At 59.0% G+C, this 17,412-nt stretch carries 18 protein-coding genes; 13 read left to right on the top strand and 5 right to left on the bottom strand.

What is annotated here, in order from left to right; all coding sequences use genetic code 11:
* The first annotated feature begins 133 nt into the window (after positions 1 to 133).
* The 10 genes from hypA to ABR39_RS18055 all read left to right on the top strand — a co-directional run bounded on the left by hypA (position 134) and on the right by ABR39_RS18055 (position 10,066).
* The gene (gene hypA / locus ABR39_RS18100) at positions 134 to 484 is read left to right on the top strand and encodes a hydrogenase maturation nickel metallochaperone HypA (protein WP_047348044.1); all 351 of its coding nucleotides are present in this window, start codon (positions 134 to 136) and stop codon (positions 482 to 484) included.
* Positions 485 to 487: 3 nt separating this feature from the next.
* Positions 488 to 1,351 (top strand): hydrogenase nickel incorporation protein HypB, encoded by an 864-nt coding sequence (gene hypB, locus ABR39_RS18095; protein ID WP_047348043.1) that lies wholly within the window; start codon positions 488 to 490, stop codon positions 1,349 to 1,351.
* Complete coding sequence (locus tag ABR39_RS18090) at positions 1,342 to 1,614, top strand: HypC/HybG/HupF family hydrogenase formation chaperone (protein ID WP_047348042.1); 273 nt, start codon at positions 1,342 to 1,344, stop codon at positions 1,612 to 1,614. Before hypB ends, ABR39_RS18090 begins: the two co-directional genes overlap by 10 nt.
* A gap of 2 nt (positions 1,615 to 1,616) precedes the next feature.
* On the top strand, positions 1,617 to 2,738 hold the full coding sequence (gene hypD, locus ABR39_RS18085) for a hydrogenase formation protein HypD (RefSeq protein WP_047348041.1): 1,122 nt from the start codon (positions 1,617 to 1,619) through the stop codon (positions 2,736 to 2,738).
* Complete coding sequence (gene hypE, locus ABR39_RS18080) at positions 2,735 to 3,745, top strand: hydrogenase expression/formation protein HypE (protein WP_047348040.1); 1,011 nt, start codon at positions 2,735 to 2,737, stop codon at positions 3,743 to 3,745. The genes hypD and hypE overlap by 4 nt, the downstream gene beginning before the upstream one ends.
* A gap of 62 nt (positions 3,746 to 3,807) precedes the next feature.
* Entirely contained in the window at positions 3,808 to 5,880 is a 2,073-nt protein-coding gene (flhA, locus tag ABR39_RS18075) for a formate hydrogenlyase transcriptional activator FlhA (protein ID WP_047348039.1), read from the top strand.
* Between the two features lie 152 nt (positions 5,881 to 6,032).
* Positions 6,033 to 7,031, top strand: a complete 999-nt coding sequence (locus tag ABR39_RS18070) for an ABC transporter substrate-binding protein (RefSeq protein WP_047348038.1) — start codon at positions 6,033 to 6,035, stop codon at positions 7,029 to 7,031.
* Positions 7,031 to 8,068: a FecCD family ABC transporter permease gene (locus ABR39_RS18065; RefSeq protein WP_047348037.1), complete on the top strand. Its 1,038-nt coding sequence runs from the start codon at positions 7,031 to 7,033 to the stop codon at positions 8,066 to 8,068. Before ABR39_RS18070 ends, ABR39_RS18065 begins: the two co-directional genes overlap by 1 nt.
* Positions 8,068 to 8,829: an ABC transporter ATP-binding protein gene (locus ABR39_RS18060; RefSeq protein WP_047348036.1), complete on the top strand. Its 762-nt coding sequence runs from the start codon at positions 8,068 to 8,070 to the stop codon at positions 8,827 to 8,829. The genes ABR39_RS18065 and ABR39_RS18060 overlap by 1 nt, the downstream gene beginning before the upstream one ends.
* Before the next feature lie 16 nt (positions 8,830 to 8,845).
* The gene (locus ABR39_RS18055) at positions 8,846 to 10,066 is read left to right on the top strand and encodes an MDR family MFS transporter (protein WP_047348035.1); all 1,221 of its coding nucleotides are present in this window, start codon (positions 8,846 to 8,848) and stop codon (positions 10,064 to 10,066) included.
* Between the two features lie 5 nt (positions 10,067 to 10,071).
* Here the strand turns inward: ABR39_RS18055 and ABR39_RS18050 are convergent, their stop codons facing one another.
* Positions 10,072 to 10,416, bottom strand: coding sequence for a nitrous oxide-stimulated promoter family protein (locus ABR39_RS18050; protein ID WP_047348034.1), 345 nt, complete (start codon positions 10,414 to 10,416; stop codon positions 10,072 to 10,074).
* A 175-nt stretch (positions 10,417 to 10,591) separates the two neighbouring features.
* Here ABR39_RS18050 and ABR39_RS18045 point away from each other — a divergent pair, with 175 nt between their 5' ends.
* Both ABR39_RS18045 and mutS read left to right on the top strand, forming a co-directional pair.
* Positions 10,592 to 10,822, top strand: coding sequence for a SymE family type I addiction module toxin (locus ABR39_RS18045; protein ID WP_047348033.1), 231 nt, complete (start codon positions 10,592 to 10,594; stop codon positions 10,820 to 10,822).
* A gap of 113 nt (positions 10,823 to 10,935) precedes the next feature.
* Entirely contained in the window at positions 10,936 to 13,497 is a 2,562-nt protein-coding gene (gene mutS / locus ABR39_RS18040; protein WP_047348032.1) for a DNA mismatch repair protein MutS, read from the top strand.
* Positions 13,498 to 13,638: 141 nt separating this feature from the next.
* Here mutS and ABR39_RS18035 read toward each other — a convergent pair whose 3' ends face one another.
* The 3 genes from ABR39_RS18035 to ABR39_RS18025 are packed head-to-tail and all read right to left on the bottom strand — an operon-like array spanning position 13,639 to position 15,890.
* Positions 13,639 to 13,860 (bottom strand): non-oxidative hydroxyarylic acid decarboxylases subunit D, encoded by a 222-nt coding sequence (locus tag ABR39_RS18035; RefSeq protein WP_003862116.1) that lies wholly within the window; start codon positions 13,858 to 13,860, stop codon positions 13,639 to 13,641.
* Positions 13,861 to 13,870: 10 nt separating this feature from the next.
* Positions 13,871 to 15,298, bottom strand: coding sequence for a non-oxidative hydroxyarylic acid decarboxylases subunit C (locus ABR39_RS18030; RefSeq protein ID WP_047348031.1), 1,428 nt, complete (start codon positions 15,296 to 15,298; stop codon positions 13,871 to 13,873).
* The gene (locus tag ABR39_RS18025) at positions 15,288 to 15,890 is read right to left on the bottom strand and encodes a non-oxidative hydroxyarylic acid decarboxylases subunit B (protein ID WP_047348030.1); all 603 of its coding nucleotides are present in this window, start codon (positions 15,888 to 15,890) and stop codon (positions 15,288 to 15,290) included. Before ABR39_RS18025 ends, ABR39_RS18030 begins: the two co-directional genes overlap by 11 nt.
* Positions 15,891 to 16,062: 172 nt before the next feature.
* Between ABR39_RS18025 and ABR39_RS18020 the strand changes: the two genes are divergently transcribed.
* Positions 16,063 to 16,470, top strand: a complete 408-nt coding sequence (locus ABR39_RS18020; RefSeq protein WP_047348029.1) for a MarR family winged helix-turn-helix transcriptional regulator — start codon at positions 16,063 to 16,065, stop codon at positions 16,468 to 16,470.
* Here the strand turns inward: ABR39_RS18020 and ABR39_RS18015 are convergent.
* The gene (locus tag ABR39_RS18015; protein WP_047348194.1) at positions 16,467 to 17,354 is read right to left on the bottom strand and encodes a LysR family transcriptional regulator; all 888 of its coding nucleotides are present in this window, start codon (positions 17,352 to 17,354) and stop codon (positions 16,467 to 16,469) included. The two genes, ABR39_RS18020 and ABR39_RS18015, sit on opposite strands and share 4 nt — an antisense overlap.
* Positions 17,355 to 17,412 lie beyond the last annotated feature (58 nt).

The raw sequence follows: 17,412 nt of genomic DNA, 5'->3' as shown, positions 1-17,412 counted from the left end.
TTAAACAAAAAAGACGCTGTCAACGCCGCGGTGTCGACGTGTCATTTCGACAGCGTTGACATCGACACGCCTTAACAAAAATCAAGCTGGCACTGTTATTGCATTCAATGGCGCAATTCATTGAGGAGGCGTCATGCACGAAATCACCCTCTGCCAGCGGGCTCTGGAACTTATCGAACAGCAGGCAGTGCAAAACCACGCGAAGCGCGTCACCGGCGTCTGGCTGAAGGTCGGGGCGTTTTCCTGCGTCGAGACCAGCGCGCTGAATTTCTGTTTTGAGCTGGTGTGCCGCGGCACGCTGGCGGAAGGTTGCGAACTGCATATTGAAGAGCAGCAGGCAGAATGCTGGTGCGGGCAGTGCCAGCAGTACGTCACCCTGCTGTCATCGAAGGTTCAGCGCTGTCCGCAGTGCCAGAGCACCGGGCTGCGCATCGTGGCGGATGACGGTATGCAGATCCAACGCCTCGAAATCGAGAAGGAGTAAAGTATGTGTAGTACCTGCGGTTGCGCCGAAGGCAACCTGTATATAGAAGGGGATGAACACCGTCCCCACTCCGCGTTTCGCTCCGCGCCCTTTTCACCAGCCCCACGCCCTTCTGCGGCACTGACCGGGATCGCTTTCGCCCCGCAACGGTCCGATGCGGGCGATCTGCACTACGGCCACGGCGAAGCGGGTACCCACGCGCCGGGTATCAGCCAGCGCCAGATGCTGGAGGTGGAAATCAACGTGCTGGACAAAAATAACCAGATTGCCGCCCGCAACCGCGCCCGCTTTGCCACCCGCAAACAGCTGGTGCTGAACCTGGTCTCCAGCCCCGGCTCCGGCAAAACCACGCTGCTCACGGAAACGCTCAAGCGCCTGAACGGGCGCGTCTCCTGCGCGGTGATCGAAGGCGACCAGCAAACCGTTAACGACGCGGCGCGCATTCGCGAAACCGGTACCCCGGCGATTCAGGTCAACACCGGCAAAGGCTGCCACCTGGATGCCCAGATGATTGCCGACGCCGCCCCGCGCCTGCCGCTGGCGGATAACGGCATTCTGTTTATTGAAAACGTCGGCAACCTGGTCTGTCCGGCGAGCTTCGACCTGGGTGAACAGCATAAAGTCGCGGTGCTTTCAGTGACCGAAGGCGAAGACAAGCCGCTGAAGTACCCGCATATGTTTGCCGCCGCCTCCATTATGCTGCTGAACAAAGTCGACCTGCTGCCGTACCTGAACTTCGACGTGGATAAGTGCCTGGCCTACGCCCGCGAGGTGAACCCGGACATTAACATTCTGCTGGTCTCCGCCACGCGCGGCGACGGCATGGACAGCTGGCTTCACTGGCTGGAGAACGAACGATGTGCATAGGCGTACCGGGACAGATTCACTCCATCGACGGTAATCAGGCCAAAGTCGAGGTCTGCGGCATCCTGCGCGACGTCGACCTGACGCTGGTGGGCAGCAGCGATGAAAGCGGCGCATCGCGTCTCGGCCAGTGGGTGCTGGTGCACGTGGGGTTTGCCATGAGCGTAATTAACGAAGCGGAAGCCCGCGACACGCTGGATGCGTTGCAAAACATGTTCGACGTGGAGCCGGACGTGGGCGCGCTGCTGTACGGCGAGGAGCGATAATCATGCGTTACGTTGATGAATATCGCGCGCCGGAACAGGTGATGCAGCTTATCGGGCATCTGAAAACGCGCGCGGCGCTGCTGGACTACACGGCGGAAAAACCGCTGCGGATCATGGAGGTGTGCGGCGGACACACGCACGCCATTTTCAAATTTGGCCTCGACCAGCTGCTGCCGGACAACATTGAGTTTATCCACGGTCCCGGCTGCCCGGTCTGCGTTCTGCCGATGGGGCGCATCGATAGCTGTATCGAGATTGCCAGCCGGCCCGACGTCATTTTCTGCACCTTTGGCGACGCGATGCGCGTGCCGGGAAAAAACGGCTCGCTGCTGCAGGCAAAAGCGCGCGGGGCCGACATCCGGATAGTCTATTCGCCGATGGATGCCCTGACGCTGGCAGCGGATAACCCCGCGCGCAAGGTGGTATTTTTTGGCCTGGGGTTTGAAACCACCATGCCCGCCACCGCCATCACGCTGCAGCAGGCGAAAGCGCGCGGCGTCGATAACTTTTTCTTCTTCTGCCAGCACATTACGCTCATCCCCACGCTGCGCAGCCTGCTGGAAGAGCCGGGAAACGGAATTGACGCCTTTCTGGCGCCGGGGCATGTCAGCATGGTGATTGGCACAGATGCCTACGGTTTTATCGCTGAACAGTACAATCGTCCGTTAGTGGTCGCTGGTTTCGAACCACTTGATCTACTGCAAGGTGTCGCCATGCTGGTTGAGCAGAAAATAGCGGCCCTGAGTGCAGTGGAAAACCAGTACCGCCGCGTGGTGCCGGATGCAGGCAATGAACGGGCACAGCAGGCGATAGCCGACGTGTTTTGCGTCGAAGGCGACAGCGAATGGCGTGGCCTGGGGCTGATTGCCGAATCCGGCGTGCGCCTGACCCCGGCCTATCGCGCGTTCGACGCCGAAGCGCATTTCCGCCCGCAGCCGCAGCAGGTTTGCGACGATCCCCGTGCCCGCTGCGGCGAGGTGCTCACCGGTAAATGCAAGCCTCATCAATGCCCGCTATACGGCAACACCTGTAATCCGCAAACGGCGTTTGGCGCGCTGATGGTCTCCTCCGAAGGGGCGTGTGCCGCGTGGTATCAGTATCGCAACCAGGAGAGTGAAGCATGAGTACGGTTGAAATGGCGCACGGCAGCGGCGGACAGGCGATGCAGCAGCTGATTAGCCGGCTGTTTATGGAAGCCTTCAACAACCCCTGGCTCGCCGAGCAGGAAGACCAGGCGCGCATTGACCTCTCGACCCTCACCGCGCAGGGCGACAGGCTGGCCTTCTCCACCGACAGCTACGTGATTGACCCGCTATTCTTCCCGGGCGGCGATATCGGCAAGCTCGCCGTCTGCGGCACGGCAAACGACGTCGCCGTCAGCGGCGCCATTCCGCGCTACCTCTCCTGCGGGTTTATCCTTGAAGAGGGGTTGCCAATGGAGACGCTGACGGCGGTGGTCAACAGCATGGCGCAGACCGCGCGCGAGGCGGGGATTGCTATCGTCACCGGCGATACCAAAGTGGTGCAGCGCGGCGCGGCCGACAAGCTGTTCATCAACACCGCCGGCATGGGGGCAATCCCCGCCGATATTCACTGGGGCGCGCAGCGCCTCGGCGTGGGCGACGTGCTGATCGTGACCGGAACGCTGGGCTGCCACGGGGCGACCATCCTGAACCTGCGCGAAGGCCTGGGGCTGGACGGCGAACTGCGCAGCGACTGCGCGGTACTCACCCCGTTGATTCAGACGCTGCGCGCGATCCCCGGCGTGAAGACCCTGCGGGACGCGACGCGAGGCGGCGTAAACGCCGTAGTCCATGAGTTTGCGGCAAGCTGCGGGTGCGGGATTGAGCTCACCGAACGCAGTCTGCCCGTTAAGCCCGCCGTACGCGGGCTTTGCGAACTGCTGGGGCTTGACCCGCTCAACTTTGCCAACGAAGGCAAGCTGGTGGTGGGCGTTGAACGCGCCGCGGCACACGCCGTGCTTGAACAGCTGCGGGCGCATCCGTCAGGACGCGAGGCGGCGATAATTGGTGAAGTGGTTGAGCGCAAAGGGGTGCGCCTGACCGGGCTTTACGGCGTGAAACGAACGCTGGATCTGCCGCACGCGGAACCCTTACCCCGTATTTGCTAGAACCGCGCCAAAAGCGGTCAGCACTGAACGTCTCTTTTTGCCAGTTTCTATTGGAAAGCAATATGCCGTATACACCGATGAGCGATCTTGGACAGCAGGGCCTGTTTGACATCACGCGCACACTTTTACAGCAGCCCGATCTCGGCGCGCTGAGCGATGCCCTGACGCGGCTGGTCAGGCAGTCGGCGCTGGCCGACAGCGCCGCGATTGTGCTCTGGCATAGCGGAACGCATCGCGCGAGCTACTACTCAACGCGCGATAATGGCAAAACGTTTGAATACGAAGACGAAACGTATCTGGCGCATGGCCCGGTGCGCCGCATTCTCTCCCGGCCTGAAGTGCTGCACTGCAATTTTGACGAGTTCCGGCAGGCGTGGCCGAGGCTTGCGGAGAGCAACCTTTATCAGCCTTTCGGGCATTACTGCATGTTGCCGCTGGCGGCAGAGGGCCAGATTTTTGGCGGCTGCGAGTTTATCCGCACCACCGACCAGCCCTGGCGCGAGGCGGAGTACGAACGCCTGCACACCTTTACCCAGATTGTGGCCGTCGTCGCGGAGCAGATCCAAAGCCGCGTCACCAATAACGTCGATTACGACCTGCTGAGCCGCGAGCGCGACAACTTCCGCATTCTGGTCGCCATCACCAACGCCGTGCTGTCACGGCTCGACATGGACGAGCTGGTCAGCGAAGTCTCAAAAGAGATCCACCACTATTTCAAAATCGACGCTATCAGCATCGCGCTGCGCGGCCATCGCAAGGGCAAGCTCAATATCTACTCCACCCACTATCTTGATGAGGCCAACCCTGCCCATGAGCAGAGTGAAGTGGATGAAGCGGGCACCCTTTCTGAGCGGGTTTTCAAAAGCAAAGAGATCCTCCTGCTCAACCTGAACGAGCAGGACCCGGTCGCGCCGTACGAGCGGATGCTGTTCAACACCTGGGGTAACAAAATTCAGACGCTGTGCCTGCTGCCCCTCATGTCCGGTGACACCATGCTCGGCGTGCTGAAGCTGGCGCAGTGTGAGGAGGGCGTATTCACCACCGCCAACCTGAAGCTGCTGCGCCAGATCGCCGAGCGTATTTCCATCGCCCTGGATAACGCCCTCGCCTATCAGGAAATTCATCGCCTGAAAGAGCGGCTGGTGGATGAGAACCTGGCCCTGACCGAACAGCTCAACAACGTGGACAGCGAGTTTGGTGAAATCATCGGGCGCAGCGATGCCATGTACAGCGTGCTCAAGCAGGTTGAAATGGTGGCGCAAAGCGACAGCACGGTGCTGATCCTGGGCGAAACCGGCACGGGTAAAGAGCTGATTGCCCGCGCCATCCACAACCTGAGCAACCGCAACAGCCGCCGTATGGTGAAGATGAACTGCGCCGCGATGCCAGCGGGACTGCTGGAAAGCGATCTGTTCGGCCACGAGCGCGGCGCGTTTACCGGGGCCAGTAGCCAGCGTCTGGGCCGTTTCGAGCTGGCGGACAAAAGCTCGCTGTTCCTCGACGAAGTGGGCGATATGCCGCTGGAGCTACAGCCGAAACTGCTGCGCGTCCTGCAGGAGCAGGAATTTGAGCGCCTGGGCAGCAACAAGCTTATCCAGACCGACGTGCGACTGATTGCCGCCACCAACCGCGACCTGAAAAAAATGGTCGCCGACCGCGAGTTTCGCAGCGATCTTTACTATCGCCTGAACGTCTTCCCGATCTTCCTGCCGCCGCTGCGCGAACGCCCGGAAGATATTCCCCTGCTGGTCAAAGCGTTTACCGCGAAGATTGCGCGCCGGATGGGACGCAACATCGACAGTATTCCTGCCGAGACATTACGCACCCTTTCATCGATGGAATGGCCCGGCAACGTGCGCGAGCTGGAAAACGTCATTGAGCGCGCGGTGCTGCTGACGCGCGGCAATGTGCTGCAGCTCTCCCTGCCTGAGGTTACCCTTCCTGACGCGATCGCGCCCGCCGCCGAGACAGCAAAAGAGGGAGAAGATGAATATCAGCTCATTATGCGCGTGCTGAAAGAGACCAACGGCGTGGTCGCCGGACCAAAAGGTGCCGCCCAGCGCCTGGGGTTAAAACGCACCACCCTGCTGTCGCGCATGAAGCGGCTTGGGATTGATAAAGAGAACCTGGCTTAAGGCCGCATTCCGGCGGTGTTTTCTGACACCGCCATTCGTTACCCTGCGCAACTGTCCCTCATTGACACAAAATCGTTTCCTCTGTATAAAATTCCGCCTTAATAATGAGTTTCATTTGCAACAACAATAATATTAATGAAGGGTAGCGTTTAATGAAAAAGGTCATCTGCGCGTTAGGCCTGGCGATTGCGTCGGTCGGTTCTGCTCTGGCAACCACCTATCCCCTGACGATTGAAAACTGTGGCTATAAAGAGACGTTCAACAAAGCGCCGGAACGCGTCGTGGCCCTGGGTCAGAACACCGTCGAAATTTTGCTCCTGCTGGGCCTGGAAGATAAGGTGAAGGCTAGCGCCTTCTGGCCGACCAAAGTGCTGCCGCAGCTGGCGGAACAGAATGCAAAAATCAAAACCCTGACGGTAGAAATCCCGACGCTGGAATCCATCCTGTCGCAAAACCCTGATTTTGTTCCTGCCCAGCTTCCTCTGCTGCTTGGGCCGGAGAGTAAGGTCGCAAAGCGTGAAGATCTGGCCACCGTCGGCGTGAACAGCTATTTATCACCGGGCATGTGCGCGACCAAAAAGGCCGCCGGCGATATGTACGGCAGCCGCCAGAAGCTGTGGGATATGACCTATCTCTATAAAGAGATTGAGGATTTCGCTAAAATTTTCAACGTTGAAGATCGCGGCCAGGCCGTCATTGCGGATTTCAAAAAACGCGAGGCCGACCTGCGTAAGGAATTCAGCAAGAATAAAAAAGACCTGTCGTTTGTCTTCTGGTTCTCCAGCTCATCCCCTTCTGCGGACGCCTACGTCGGCGGTAAAAACAGCGCCTCAGGGTTCATCGCTGACGTGCTGGGCGGGCACAACGCCATCACTTCTGAGACCGAATGGCCAACCGTCGGCTGGGAAAGCATTATTGCCGCAAATCCGGATGTCATCGTGGTGTCCAGCCTCGACCGCAACCGCTGGGCGCTGGATAACGCGGAAGAAAAAATCAAATTCCTGAAGAGCGATCCGGCGGTAAGCCAGCTGGATGCGGTGAAAAAAGGCCATATCGTGGTGATGGACGGCCAGGCGATGAACCCGACGATCCGAACGATTTACGGGGCTGAGCAGGTCGGCGAACAGCTCAGAAAACTGGGGCTGAACTGATGACATCCGCCGTTCTTCAGGCCCGGCAGAGCCTGGTGCTGACGAGCTCGTGCCTGCTCGCCTTTGTCCTGTTATTTCTGGTTATCGCGCTAAGCGTCAGCGTCGGCGAGCTGTCCATCCCGATGCAGAACGTCTTTTATGCCATCAGCAATAAAATGGGGTTCACCGGGGTTCCGCTCAACCGCATCTATGAAAGCGTTATCTGGGACTTTCGCCTGAGCCGCGCGCTGGTGGCAGCCTGCTGCGGCGCAGGGCTGGCCATCTGCGGTGCCGTATTGCAAAGCCTGCTGAAGAACGCGCTGGCGGAGCCGTACGTGCTTGGCGTGTCCGCGGGCGCGTCGACCGGGGCGGTATCCGTCGTAGTGTTGGGGATCGGCACCGGCGCGGTGTCGCTCTCCGCCGGCGCCTTTGCCGGGGCGTTCGCCGCCTTTGCGTTTGTCGCCTTCCTGACCAACGGCGCGCGCGGCGGCAATGAACGCACCATTCTGGCGGGCGTAGCCGCCTCTCAGCTGTTTAATGCTATTACCGCCTACACCATCAGCACCTCCGCCAGTGCGCAGCAGGCGCGCGACGTAATGTTCTGGCTGCTGGGCAGCTTCAGCGGCGTTCGCTGGCCTGAGTTCCAGCTGGCACTGGTGGTTGTGCTGATTGGGCTAGCCATTTGCCTCTACTATTCCCGGGCGCTGGATGCCTTTACGTTTGGCGATGACGCCGCGGCGTCGCTGGGCATCGCCGTCCCGTGGGTGCGCCTGGCGCTCTTCACCACCACCGCACTGATTACCGCGACCATCGTTAGCATGGCGGGCTCAATCGGCTTTGTCGGGCTGGTGGTGCCGCACGTCATGCGTTTCCTGTTCGGGCCGCTGCACCGTACGCTGCTGATTGCCAGCGCGCTGGCTGGCGCAATCCTGATGGTGCTTGCAGATATCGCCTCGCGCATGCTGATTGCCCCGCAAAGCCTGCCCGTGGGCGTGGTAACCGCGCTGGTTGGCGTTCCGTTCTTTGCCGTGATTATCTACCGCTCAAGGAATAAGTGATGAGTATCTGCGCTGAAAATATTACCTGGAAGGTGGGTAAAAAAGTCATCGTTAATGACGTTTCGCTGAAGGTGTCACGGGGAGAAACGGTAGGACTGCTTGGCCCTAACGGCTGCGGTAAATCATCGCTTCTGCGCATTCTGGCAGGCCTGCGCCGCCCGGATGCGGGCTGTGTGACGCTGGACGGCCAGGACATCTCTCGCATTGCCAAAAAGCAGCTTGCCCGCCGGGTCGCCTTCGTTGAACAGCACGGGATGACCGACGCCAATATGCGCGTGCGCGACGTGGTGAAGCTCGGGCGTATTCCGCACCACTCCCCTTTTTCCAACTGGAGCACGCACGATGACGAGACCGTCACCGCCGCCCTGCAGCGCGTGGATATGCTGGATAAAAGCGACCAGGGCTGGCTGAGCCTCTCCGGCGGCGAGCGCCAGCGCGTACACATTGCCCGCGCGCTAGCCCAGACCCCGACTGAAATCCTGCTGGATGAACCGACAAATCACCTGGACATTCATCATCAGATGCAGCTGATGCATTTGATCAGCGAATTACCGGTCACCAGCATTGTCGCAATCCACGATCTCAATCACGCCTCGATGTTCTGTGACTCGCTGATTGTGATGCAGAAAGGGCAAATTGTGGCGACGGGAACGCCGCAGGACATTTTATCCGAGTCGCTGCTGTGGGATGTCTTCCGGGTCAAAACCAAAATTGAGATCTCGCCGTTCCATGGCAAAAAGCACATTCACTTTATCGTGTAGGGGCGAGTGAACGACGATGCCCCTTCGCCCTGCCACCACGCTCTGTCCGCCCGTTTTACTGGGTAGCCAGTTTGTTTTTAACATTGGCTTTTACGCCGTCGTTCCCTTCCTGGCGATATTCCTGCGCGACGATATGCTGCTCTCCGGCGGGCTTATCGGGCTGATCCTGGGCCTTCGCACGTTCTCCCAGCAGGGAATGTTTATCGTCGGCGGTGCGCTCTCGGACCGGTTTGGCGCGAAAGTCGTTATTTTGAGCGGGTGCGTTATTCGCGTCGCGGGCTATCTGCTGCTGGCGTTCGGGCACGCACTCTGGCCCATCATTCTTGGGGCGTGCCTGACCGGTATCGGCGGCGCATTGTTCTCCCCCTCGATTGAGGCACTGCTGGCAAAAGCAGGCACGCAAAGCGAGGCGAGAGGCAAGCGCAGCAGGGCGGAGTGGTTTGCCCTCTTTGCCGTCTGCGGTGAACTCGGCGCGGTACTGGGCCCGGTTGTCGGTGCCCTGCTGACGGGGCTTGGCTTCCGCCAGGTGGCGCTGGCGGGTGCAGGGGTTTTCATTATTGCCCTGGTGGTGCTGTACTTCTGCCTTCCTGCTTCCCACCACCGTTCACAGACGCTAAACATACAGCCCTGGTGGACGACGTTCCGCCAGCCGCGCTTTGTCGCCTTTATCATTGCCTACAGCTCGTGGCTGTTAAGCTATAACCAGCTCTATCTGGCGCTGCCGGTAGAAATCCAGCGCTCTGGCGGAAATGAGAAAGATCTTGGCCCGCTGTTTATGCTGGCCTCGGTGCTGATCATCACTTTGCAGCTTCCGCTGGCCCGCTTCGCCCGACGCGTGGGGGCAGTGAGAATTCTGCCGGTGGGCTTCTTGCTGCTCTCCGCCGCCTTTGCGAGCGTGGCGATGTTTGCGGCGACAGAACCGCCTGAGGGCTGGCTGCGGCTTATGCCGTCGGTATGTTTTGTAACGCTGTTGACGCTGGGACAGATGCTGCTGGTGCCATCGGCAAAAGATCTCATTCCGCGCTTCGCCGAGGAATCAACGCTGGGGGCGCACTACGGCGCACTCTCTACTGCCGGAGGCGTCGCGGTACTGGCTGGAAATTTACTGTTTGGCAATCTACTGGATCGCGCTCTGGTGCCCTCAACGCAGGCGATATACCCCTGGCTCCTGCTGGCAATTTTCCCGCTCTTTAGCGCGCTGGCCCTCAACGTAATTTGCCGCCCGCTGAGACGCTGAACCGGTCACTTTTTCGGACGGTACTTCTCCGGCAGTTCCGGCACGGGACGGCGGTCATCAATCAGATGACGAACGGTCAGGATGGGATGACGCCATAACATACGCGGGCCTGCCCAGCGCATAACCTGCTTCATCTCTTCGCGTCTGGCTGCCTGGTAGCAGTGCACCGGGCACTGTTTGCAGGCCGGCTTTTCCTCCCCAAAAACGCATTTATCCAGGCGCTTATCCGCATACGCCTTCAGCGCCTGATAATGCCCTGCGTCCTGCGAAGCCTGCGGGCACTGCTTTTCATACAGCGCGATCATCTTCGCGATGGTCTCTTTTTCTCGTGATATGCGTTTACCGGACATAACGGCTCACCGAATAATAAAGTGCATTAACGATACACCTTTAAGCGCAGAATTTCAGTTGTTGCATGCCGTTTTCTGAAGGCTGATTCCAGTTTTAGCCCTGCACCGCCCGACAATCACTGGTATTTTATACAGGCATCAGACATGACCGTTGTCCGTGTTGTCAGGAGACCCTATGCAAGAGAGAGCGAGCAGCAAACCCTATCGCCATTTAAAAGTGGGATATTTTAGAAAGCGCCATGAAGACCGCAATACCAAGATACCGAAGCGTTACAGCGTGCATGCGGCGCTGAGCCTAAAAGGCGACTGGCTTGAACAGGCGGGGTTTACCACCCACTCCCGGGTCAGAGTGGGCGTGGAGCACGGAAAAATCGTCATTGAGCTCATGTCGGAAGGCACCTCGTAAAGCAACGACATTTTTCTGCGCCGTACCTTTTTTTCATGCGACAATAGAAGGAACAAACGGCCACTGAGCCGCTCAAAACGTTTTATTTTCAAAGAAATGGACATCATAACTCCATGAGCACAATCGACAATTTCGACGCACATACGCCGATGATGCAGCAGTATCTGAAGCTGAAAGCACAGCATCCTGAAATCCTGCTGTTTTACCGTATGGGCGATTTTTACGAGCTGTTTTATGACGATGCCAAACGCGCGTCGCAGCTGCTCGACATCTCGCTGACCAAACGAGGCGCATCGGCAGGCGAGCCCATCCCGATGGCGGGTATCCCGCATCACGCGGTAGAGAATTACCTGGCGAAGCTGGTGAATCAGGGTGAGTCCGTCGCCATCTGCGAACAGATCGGCGATCCGGCGACCTCGAAAGGTCCGGTTGAACGCAAAGTCGTGCGCATCGTCACGCCAGGCACCATCAGCGATGAAGCCCTGCTGCAGGAACGCCAGGATAACCTGCTTGCCGCGCTGTGGCAGGACGGCAAGGGGTTTGGCTACGCGACGCTGGACATCAGCTCCGGACGTTTTCGTCTGAGTGAACCGGCTGACCGAGAAACGATGGCTGCCGAACTGCAGCGCACCAACCCGGCAGAATTGCTCTATGCCGAAGATTTCGCCGAAATGGCGCTGATTGAAGGCCGTCGCGGGTTGCGCCGTCGTCCGCTGTGGGAATTCGAAATTGATACCGCGCGCCAGCAGCTGAATCTGCAGTTTGGCACCCGCGATCTGATTGGCTTTGGCGTTGAAAATGCCCCGCGCGGGCTGTGTGCGGCAGGTTGCCTTCTGCAGTACGTGAAAGATACCCAGCGCACCGCCCTGCCGCATATCCGCTCTATCACCATGGAGCGCCAGCAGGACAGCATCATCATGGATGCCGCCACGCGCCGTAACCTGGAGATTACCCAGAACCTGGCAGGGGGCGTAGAAAATACGCTCGCGTCGGTCCTCGACAGTACGGTGACGCCAATGGGCAGCCGCATGCTGAAACGCTGGCTGCATATGCCGGTTCGCGATACCGACACGCTTGTTTGCCGTCAGCAGACAATTGCCGCTTTGCAGGATCGCTATACCGAGCTGCAGCCTGTCCTGCGCCAGGTGGGGGACATGGAGCGTATCCTGGCCCGTCTGGCTCTGCGAACCGCGCGACCACGCGATCTCGCGCGGATGCGCCATGCCTTCCAGCAGCTGCCGGAGCTGCGTGCACAGCTGAGCGACGTTGACAGCGCGCCGGTACAGAAGCTCCGAGAAACCATGGGCGAATTTACCGAGCTTCGCGAACTGCTTGAACGCGCCATTATCGATGCGCCTCCGGTTCTGGTGCGTGATGGCGGCGTAATTGCCCCGGGCTATAACGAGGAGCTGGACGAGTGGCGCGCGCTGGCCGACGGCGCGACGGACTACCTTGATAAACTGGAAATCCGCGAGCGCGAGCGCCTCGGGCTGGACACCCTGAAGGTGGGCTATAACGCGGTACACGGTTATTACATTCAGATCAGCCGCGGGCAGAGCCACCTGGCACCGATTCACTACGTGCGTCGCCAGACGCTGAAAAATGCTGAACGCTATATTATCCCCGAACTGAAAGAGTACGAGGACAAAGTTCTCACCTCGAAAGGCAAAGCGCTGGCGCTGGAAAAACAGCTGTATGAAGAGCTGTTTGACATGCTGATGCCGCACCTTGCCGACCTGCAGCTGAGCGCCAGCGCGCTGGCGGAACTGGACGTGCTGGTGAATCTGGCAGAACGCGCTGAAACGCTGAACTATACCTGTCCGACCTTTACCGACAAGCCCGGCATTCGCATCACTGAAGGCCGTCACCCGGTGGTTGAGCAGGTGCTGAACGAACCGTTCATCGCCAACCCGCTGAGCCTGTCGCCGCAGCGAAGAATGTTGATTATTACCGGTCCGAACATGGGCGGTAAGAGTACCTATATGCGTCAGACGGCGCTAATCGCCCTGCTCGCCTATATCGGCAGCTACGTTCCGGCGCAAAAAGTAGAGATTGGCCCTATCGACCGTATCTTTACCCGCGTCGGGGCAGCGGACGATCTGGCGAGCGGCCGCTCAACCTTCATGGTCGAAATGACCGAAACGGCTAACATTCTGCATAACGCGACGGAGCACAGCCTGGTGCTGATGGACGAAGTCGGACGCGGAACGTCAACCTACGATGGCCTGTCGCTGGCCTGGGCCTGTGCTGAAAGCCTTGCGAATAAAATCAAGGCCATGACGCTGTTTGCTACCCACTATTTCGAGCTGACGCAGCTGCCGGAGAAAATGGAAGGCGTGGCAAACGTCCACCTTGATGCGCTGGAGCACGGCGATACCATCGCCTTCATGCATACGGTGCAGGAGGGCGCAGCGAGCAAGAGCTATGGTCTGGCCGTCGCGGCGCTGGCAGGCGTGCCGAAAGAGGTGATCAAGCGCGCGCGTCAGAAACTGCGTGAACTGGAAAGCCTGTCACCAAACGCGGCGGCGACGCAGATTGACGGTACGCAGATGTCGTTGCTGGCACCAGCGGAAGAGACCTCTCCGGCGGTAGAAGCGCTGGAGAACCTCGACCCGGATTCCCTGACACCGCGACAGGCGCTGGAGTGGATTTATCGGCTGAAGAGTCTGGTGTAGTTTTCTGCGGTCTGTTTTGTCGGGTGGCGGCTTCGCCTTACCCGACCTACAAAACCCGTAGGCCCGGTAAGCGCAGCGCCACCGGGCAAAAGACCGCACGATGTTATCACCCGGTAAGCATAGCGCCACCGGGATTTTTTTTTACAGCAGCGGTGGAATGGTCGGTACCTGCGGTGCCTCGTCAATATCCTTCTGCGTCATGCGAAACGCTTCAGGGTAGTGCTCGCGGCTGGTACGACGCAGCGGCTCGGTATCGCGCCAGGTATACAGACAATGCTGACACTGATAAACCGTCCAGACCCCTTTCACCGGTGATGTTGCCATCACTTCAATATGCTCATCGGCACAACGTGGACAAATCATCTTTTACTCCTTATTGACGTGCTGCCAGCATGGCGGTCAGTTTTTCAGCCCAGGCTTTGGTTTCAGGGAGATCCTGTACCGGCTGGCTATAGTGGCCACGGGTGTCCGGTGCGACAGGCGTGGTGGCATCGATAATCAGTTTGTCGGTAATGCCCGCCGGGCTGGATCCCGGGTCAAGCTCAAGCACCGACATGTTCGGCAGCTGCACCAGATCTCCTGCCGGGTTCACCTTCGATGACAGCGCCCACATCACCTGTGGGAGGTTGAACGGATCGACATCCTCATCCACCATAATCACCATCTTCACGTAGCCCAAACCGTGCGGCGTGGTCATGGCGCGTAAACCGACCGCGCGGGCAAAACCGCCGTAACGCTTTTTGGTGGAGATGATCGCCAGCAGACCGTGGGTGTACATCGCGTTCACCGCCTGCACTTCCGGGAATTCGGCTTTCAGCTGCTGGTAAAGCGGCACACAGGTTGCTGGCCCCATCAGATAGTCAATCTCGGTCCACGGCATGCCGAGGTAGAGGGATTCGAAAATCGGTTTGGTGCGGTACGAGACTTTATCAATACGGACGACCGTCATATTACGACCACCCGAATAGTGGCCGGTAAACTCACCGAACGGTCCTTCGATTTCACGCTTACGGCCCTCAATCACCCCTTCCAGGATCACTTCTGAACCCCACGGCACATCGAAGCCGGTCAACGGCGCGGTCGCAATCGGGTACGGGCTTTCACGCAGCGCTCCCGCCATTTCATACTCGGATTGATCGTATTTCAGCGGCGTCGCGCCCATCAGGGTAATAATCGGATCGTTGCCCAGCGTAATCGCAATCGGCAGGTCTTCACCACGCTCTTCCGCTTTGTGCAGATGCAGGGCGATATCGTGCATCGGTACCGGCTGCAGGCCAAGCTTACGCTTGCCCTTCACTTCCATGCGGTAGATCCCAACGTTCTGCTTGCCGAAGTTATCCGGGTCGAGCGGATCGCGCGAGACAACGCACGCTTTGTCGAGATAAAAACCACCGTCCCCGTCGTTCAGGCGAAACAGCGGCAGGATGTCGAACAGGTTAATGTCTTCACCGTCCACCGTATTCTGCGCCCATGCAGGGTTGGCCCGGCGCTCAGGCGTGACCGGGAATTTATCCCAGCGGCGAATAAACTCGTCGATCTGTTTTTTCACCGGGGTATTCGCCGGTAGCCCCATCGAAATGGCGTGGTTTTGCCAGGAGCCGATGGTGTTCATCACCACGCGGGCATCGGTAAACCCGCGAATGTTATCGAACCACAGCGCCGGTGCGCCGTCGCCTATGCGTCCGGTCGCGTTGGCCGCCGCCGCCAGATCCGGCTCAGCGTTCACTTCTTCCTCAATTTTCAGCAGTTGCCCTTGCTCATCGAGCGCCTGCAGGAAGCTTCTCAAATCATCAAATGCCATCTTTAGTCTCCTGTGAAAAATGTTTCGCCTCGCGCAGTCCGTTCCAGCGGCGCGCCTTTTTATGCTCCAGACCAAACTGGTCGAGCACGCGCGTCACGATATGCTGAGTGATGTCATCGGCGGTTTGCGGATGGTTGTAGTACGCAGGCATGGGCGGCACCATCGCCACGCCCATGCGGGAAAGCGCAAGCATGTTCTCCAGATGAATGGTGCTCAGCGGCGTTTCACGGGGAACCAGCACCAGCTTGCGCCCCTCTTTCAGCACCACATCTGCAGCACGGCCCACCAGCCCTTCGGCGTAGCCAGCGCGGATACCCGCCAGCGTTTTCATGCTGCAGGGAATGACGATCATGCCGTCGGTGCGAAACGAACCGGAGGAGATGGTGGCGGCCTGATCGGCCGGACTGTGGACAACATCAGCCATGGCAGCAACGTCCTGCGCGGTGAAGGGCGTTTCCAGCTCGATGGTGGTTTTTGCCCACTTCGACATCACCAGGTGGGTCTCCACCTCCGGCATTTCCCGCAGCGCCTGCAGCAGCGCCACGCCCAGCGGAGCGCCCGTCGCCCCGGTCATTCCCACGATCAATCTCATTCAGCACCTCAATCAATTTGTTCGTACACGAACATTATAGATAAGCTACTCCCGGAACGTTTTTCTGACAAGATCGTTCGTACACGATCACACAAATAGCTAAAAAATGCCGCGTTAAAATCCGGAGCAATAGCGGCTATCATAGTGGGAGATTTTTCCCGTCGGAGTGTTCATGGAACTAAGACAAGAGGCGTTCCACCTGTTACGTCAGCTTTTTCAACAGCATACCGCGCAGTGGCAGCATGCCTTACCGGAACTGACCAAGCCGCAGTACGCGGTTATGCGCTCAGTTGCCGAGCATCCGGGTATTGAACAGGTGGCATTGACCGAAGTGGCGGTCAGCACGAAAGCGACCCTGGCGGAAATGCTGAGCCGCATGGAGGCGCGCGGGCTGGTCAAGCGCGAGCACGACCCGGCAGACAAGCGCCGCCGGTTTGTCTTCCTGACGCCAGAAGGTGAAGCCCTGCTTGCAGGCTGTAAGCCGGTGGGCAATGCGGTGGATGAGGCGTTTTTAGGCCGTCTCTCTCAGGCCGAGCGGGAGCAGTTCTCTGCCCTCATCAAAAAGATGATGCACGGTTAATTTACGCTGGTGCGCATAAAATCAATAAAGGTGCGCACCTTCGCTGGCACATGCCGGGCATCCGGATAGACCGCATAGATGCCCTGCTGCGCAAAGGTATATTCCGGTAAAACCGGGACAAGTCTTCCCGCAGCAAGCGCATCGCGCGCCAGCCATTCCGGCAGTAACGCCACCCCACCTCCCGCAAGCGCAAAGGCCATAAGCGCCTGAGCGCTGTCGGCAAACAAACGCGGCGCTTTTTTAATCTCCAGCGTTTCAGGCGCGCCGCTGGCATCTTTCACCTGCCAGCGCAGCGGCGATGCGACGCGCTCGTGAATAATCCAGTCGGCCTGCGCCAGCTGCGCCAGCGATTCGACCGGATGGCTCACGAGCCACTCGGGCGCCGCAACGGGGAGAATGGAGAAGTGCGAAATCAGCGCGGCGTGGTAGCGTGAATCGGCAAGCGTTCCCAGCCGGATGGCCACGTCAAAGCGCTCCGAGATAAGGTCGGCGTGCAGTGACGACGAAACATGACGCACGCGAAGATCCGGGTGCTGCTGGCTAAACCTGGCCAGCAGCGGCACCACGACCTGCGAGCCATACTCGGGCGTGGTCGTGATCCGCAGTTCCCCCGTGAGCCCCGCATGGTTGGCGCGGACATCATCCTGCAACTGTTCTGCGTCCTTCAGAAGCGCGACGCTGCGTTGATGAAACAGCGCGCCCGCCTCGGTTAACGTCAGACGGCGGGTGGATCGCAGCAGCAGGGTGACGCCCAGCTCAGCTTCGAGCTGGCGAATATTGAAGCTGACCACCGCTTTTGTCAGGCCCATCGCATCCGCTGCCGCCGTGAAGCTCCCGGTGTCGGCCACCGCAACAAACATCTGCGTGCGCTGTAAGTTAATCATCATCGCTCTTTTTACCGTCAAAATAATTTTGACAGTATATCGTGCTTTGTCAGGTTTA

Source organism: Enterobacter genomosp. O (genome assembly GCF_001022965.1).
Classification (GTDB): Bacteria; Pseudomonadota; Gammaproteobacteria; order Enterobacterales; family Enterobacteriaceae; genus Enterobacter; species Enterobacter cloacae_L.
The sequence above is the reverse complement of the archived record's forward strand: the minus strand, read 5'-3'. Positions and strand labels throughout refer to the sequence as shown.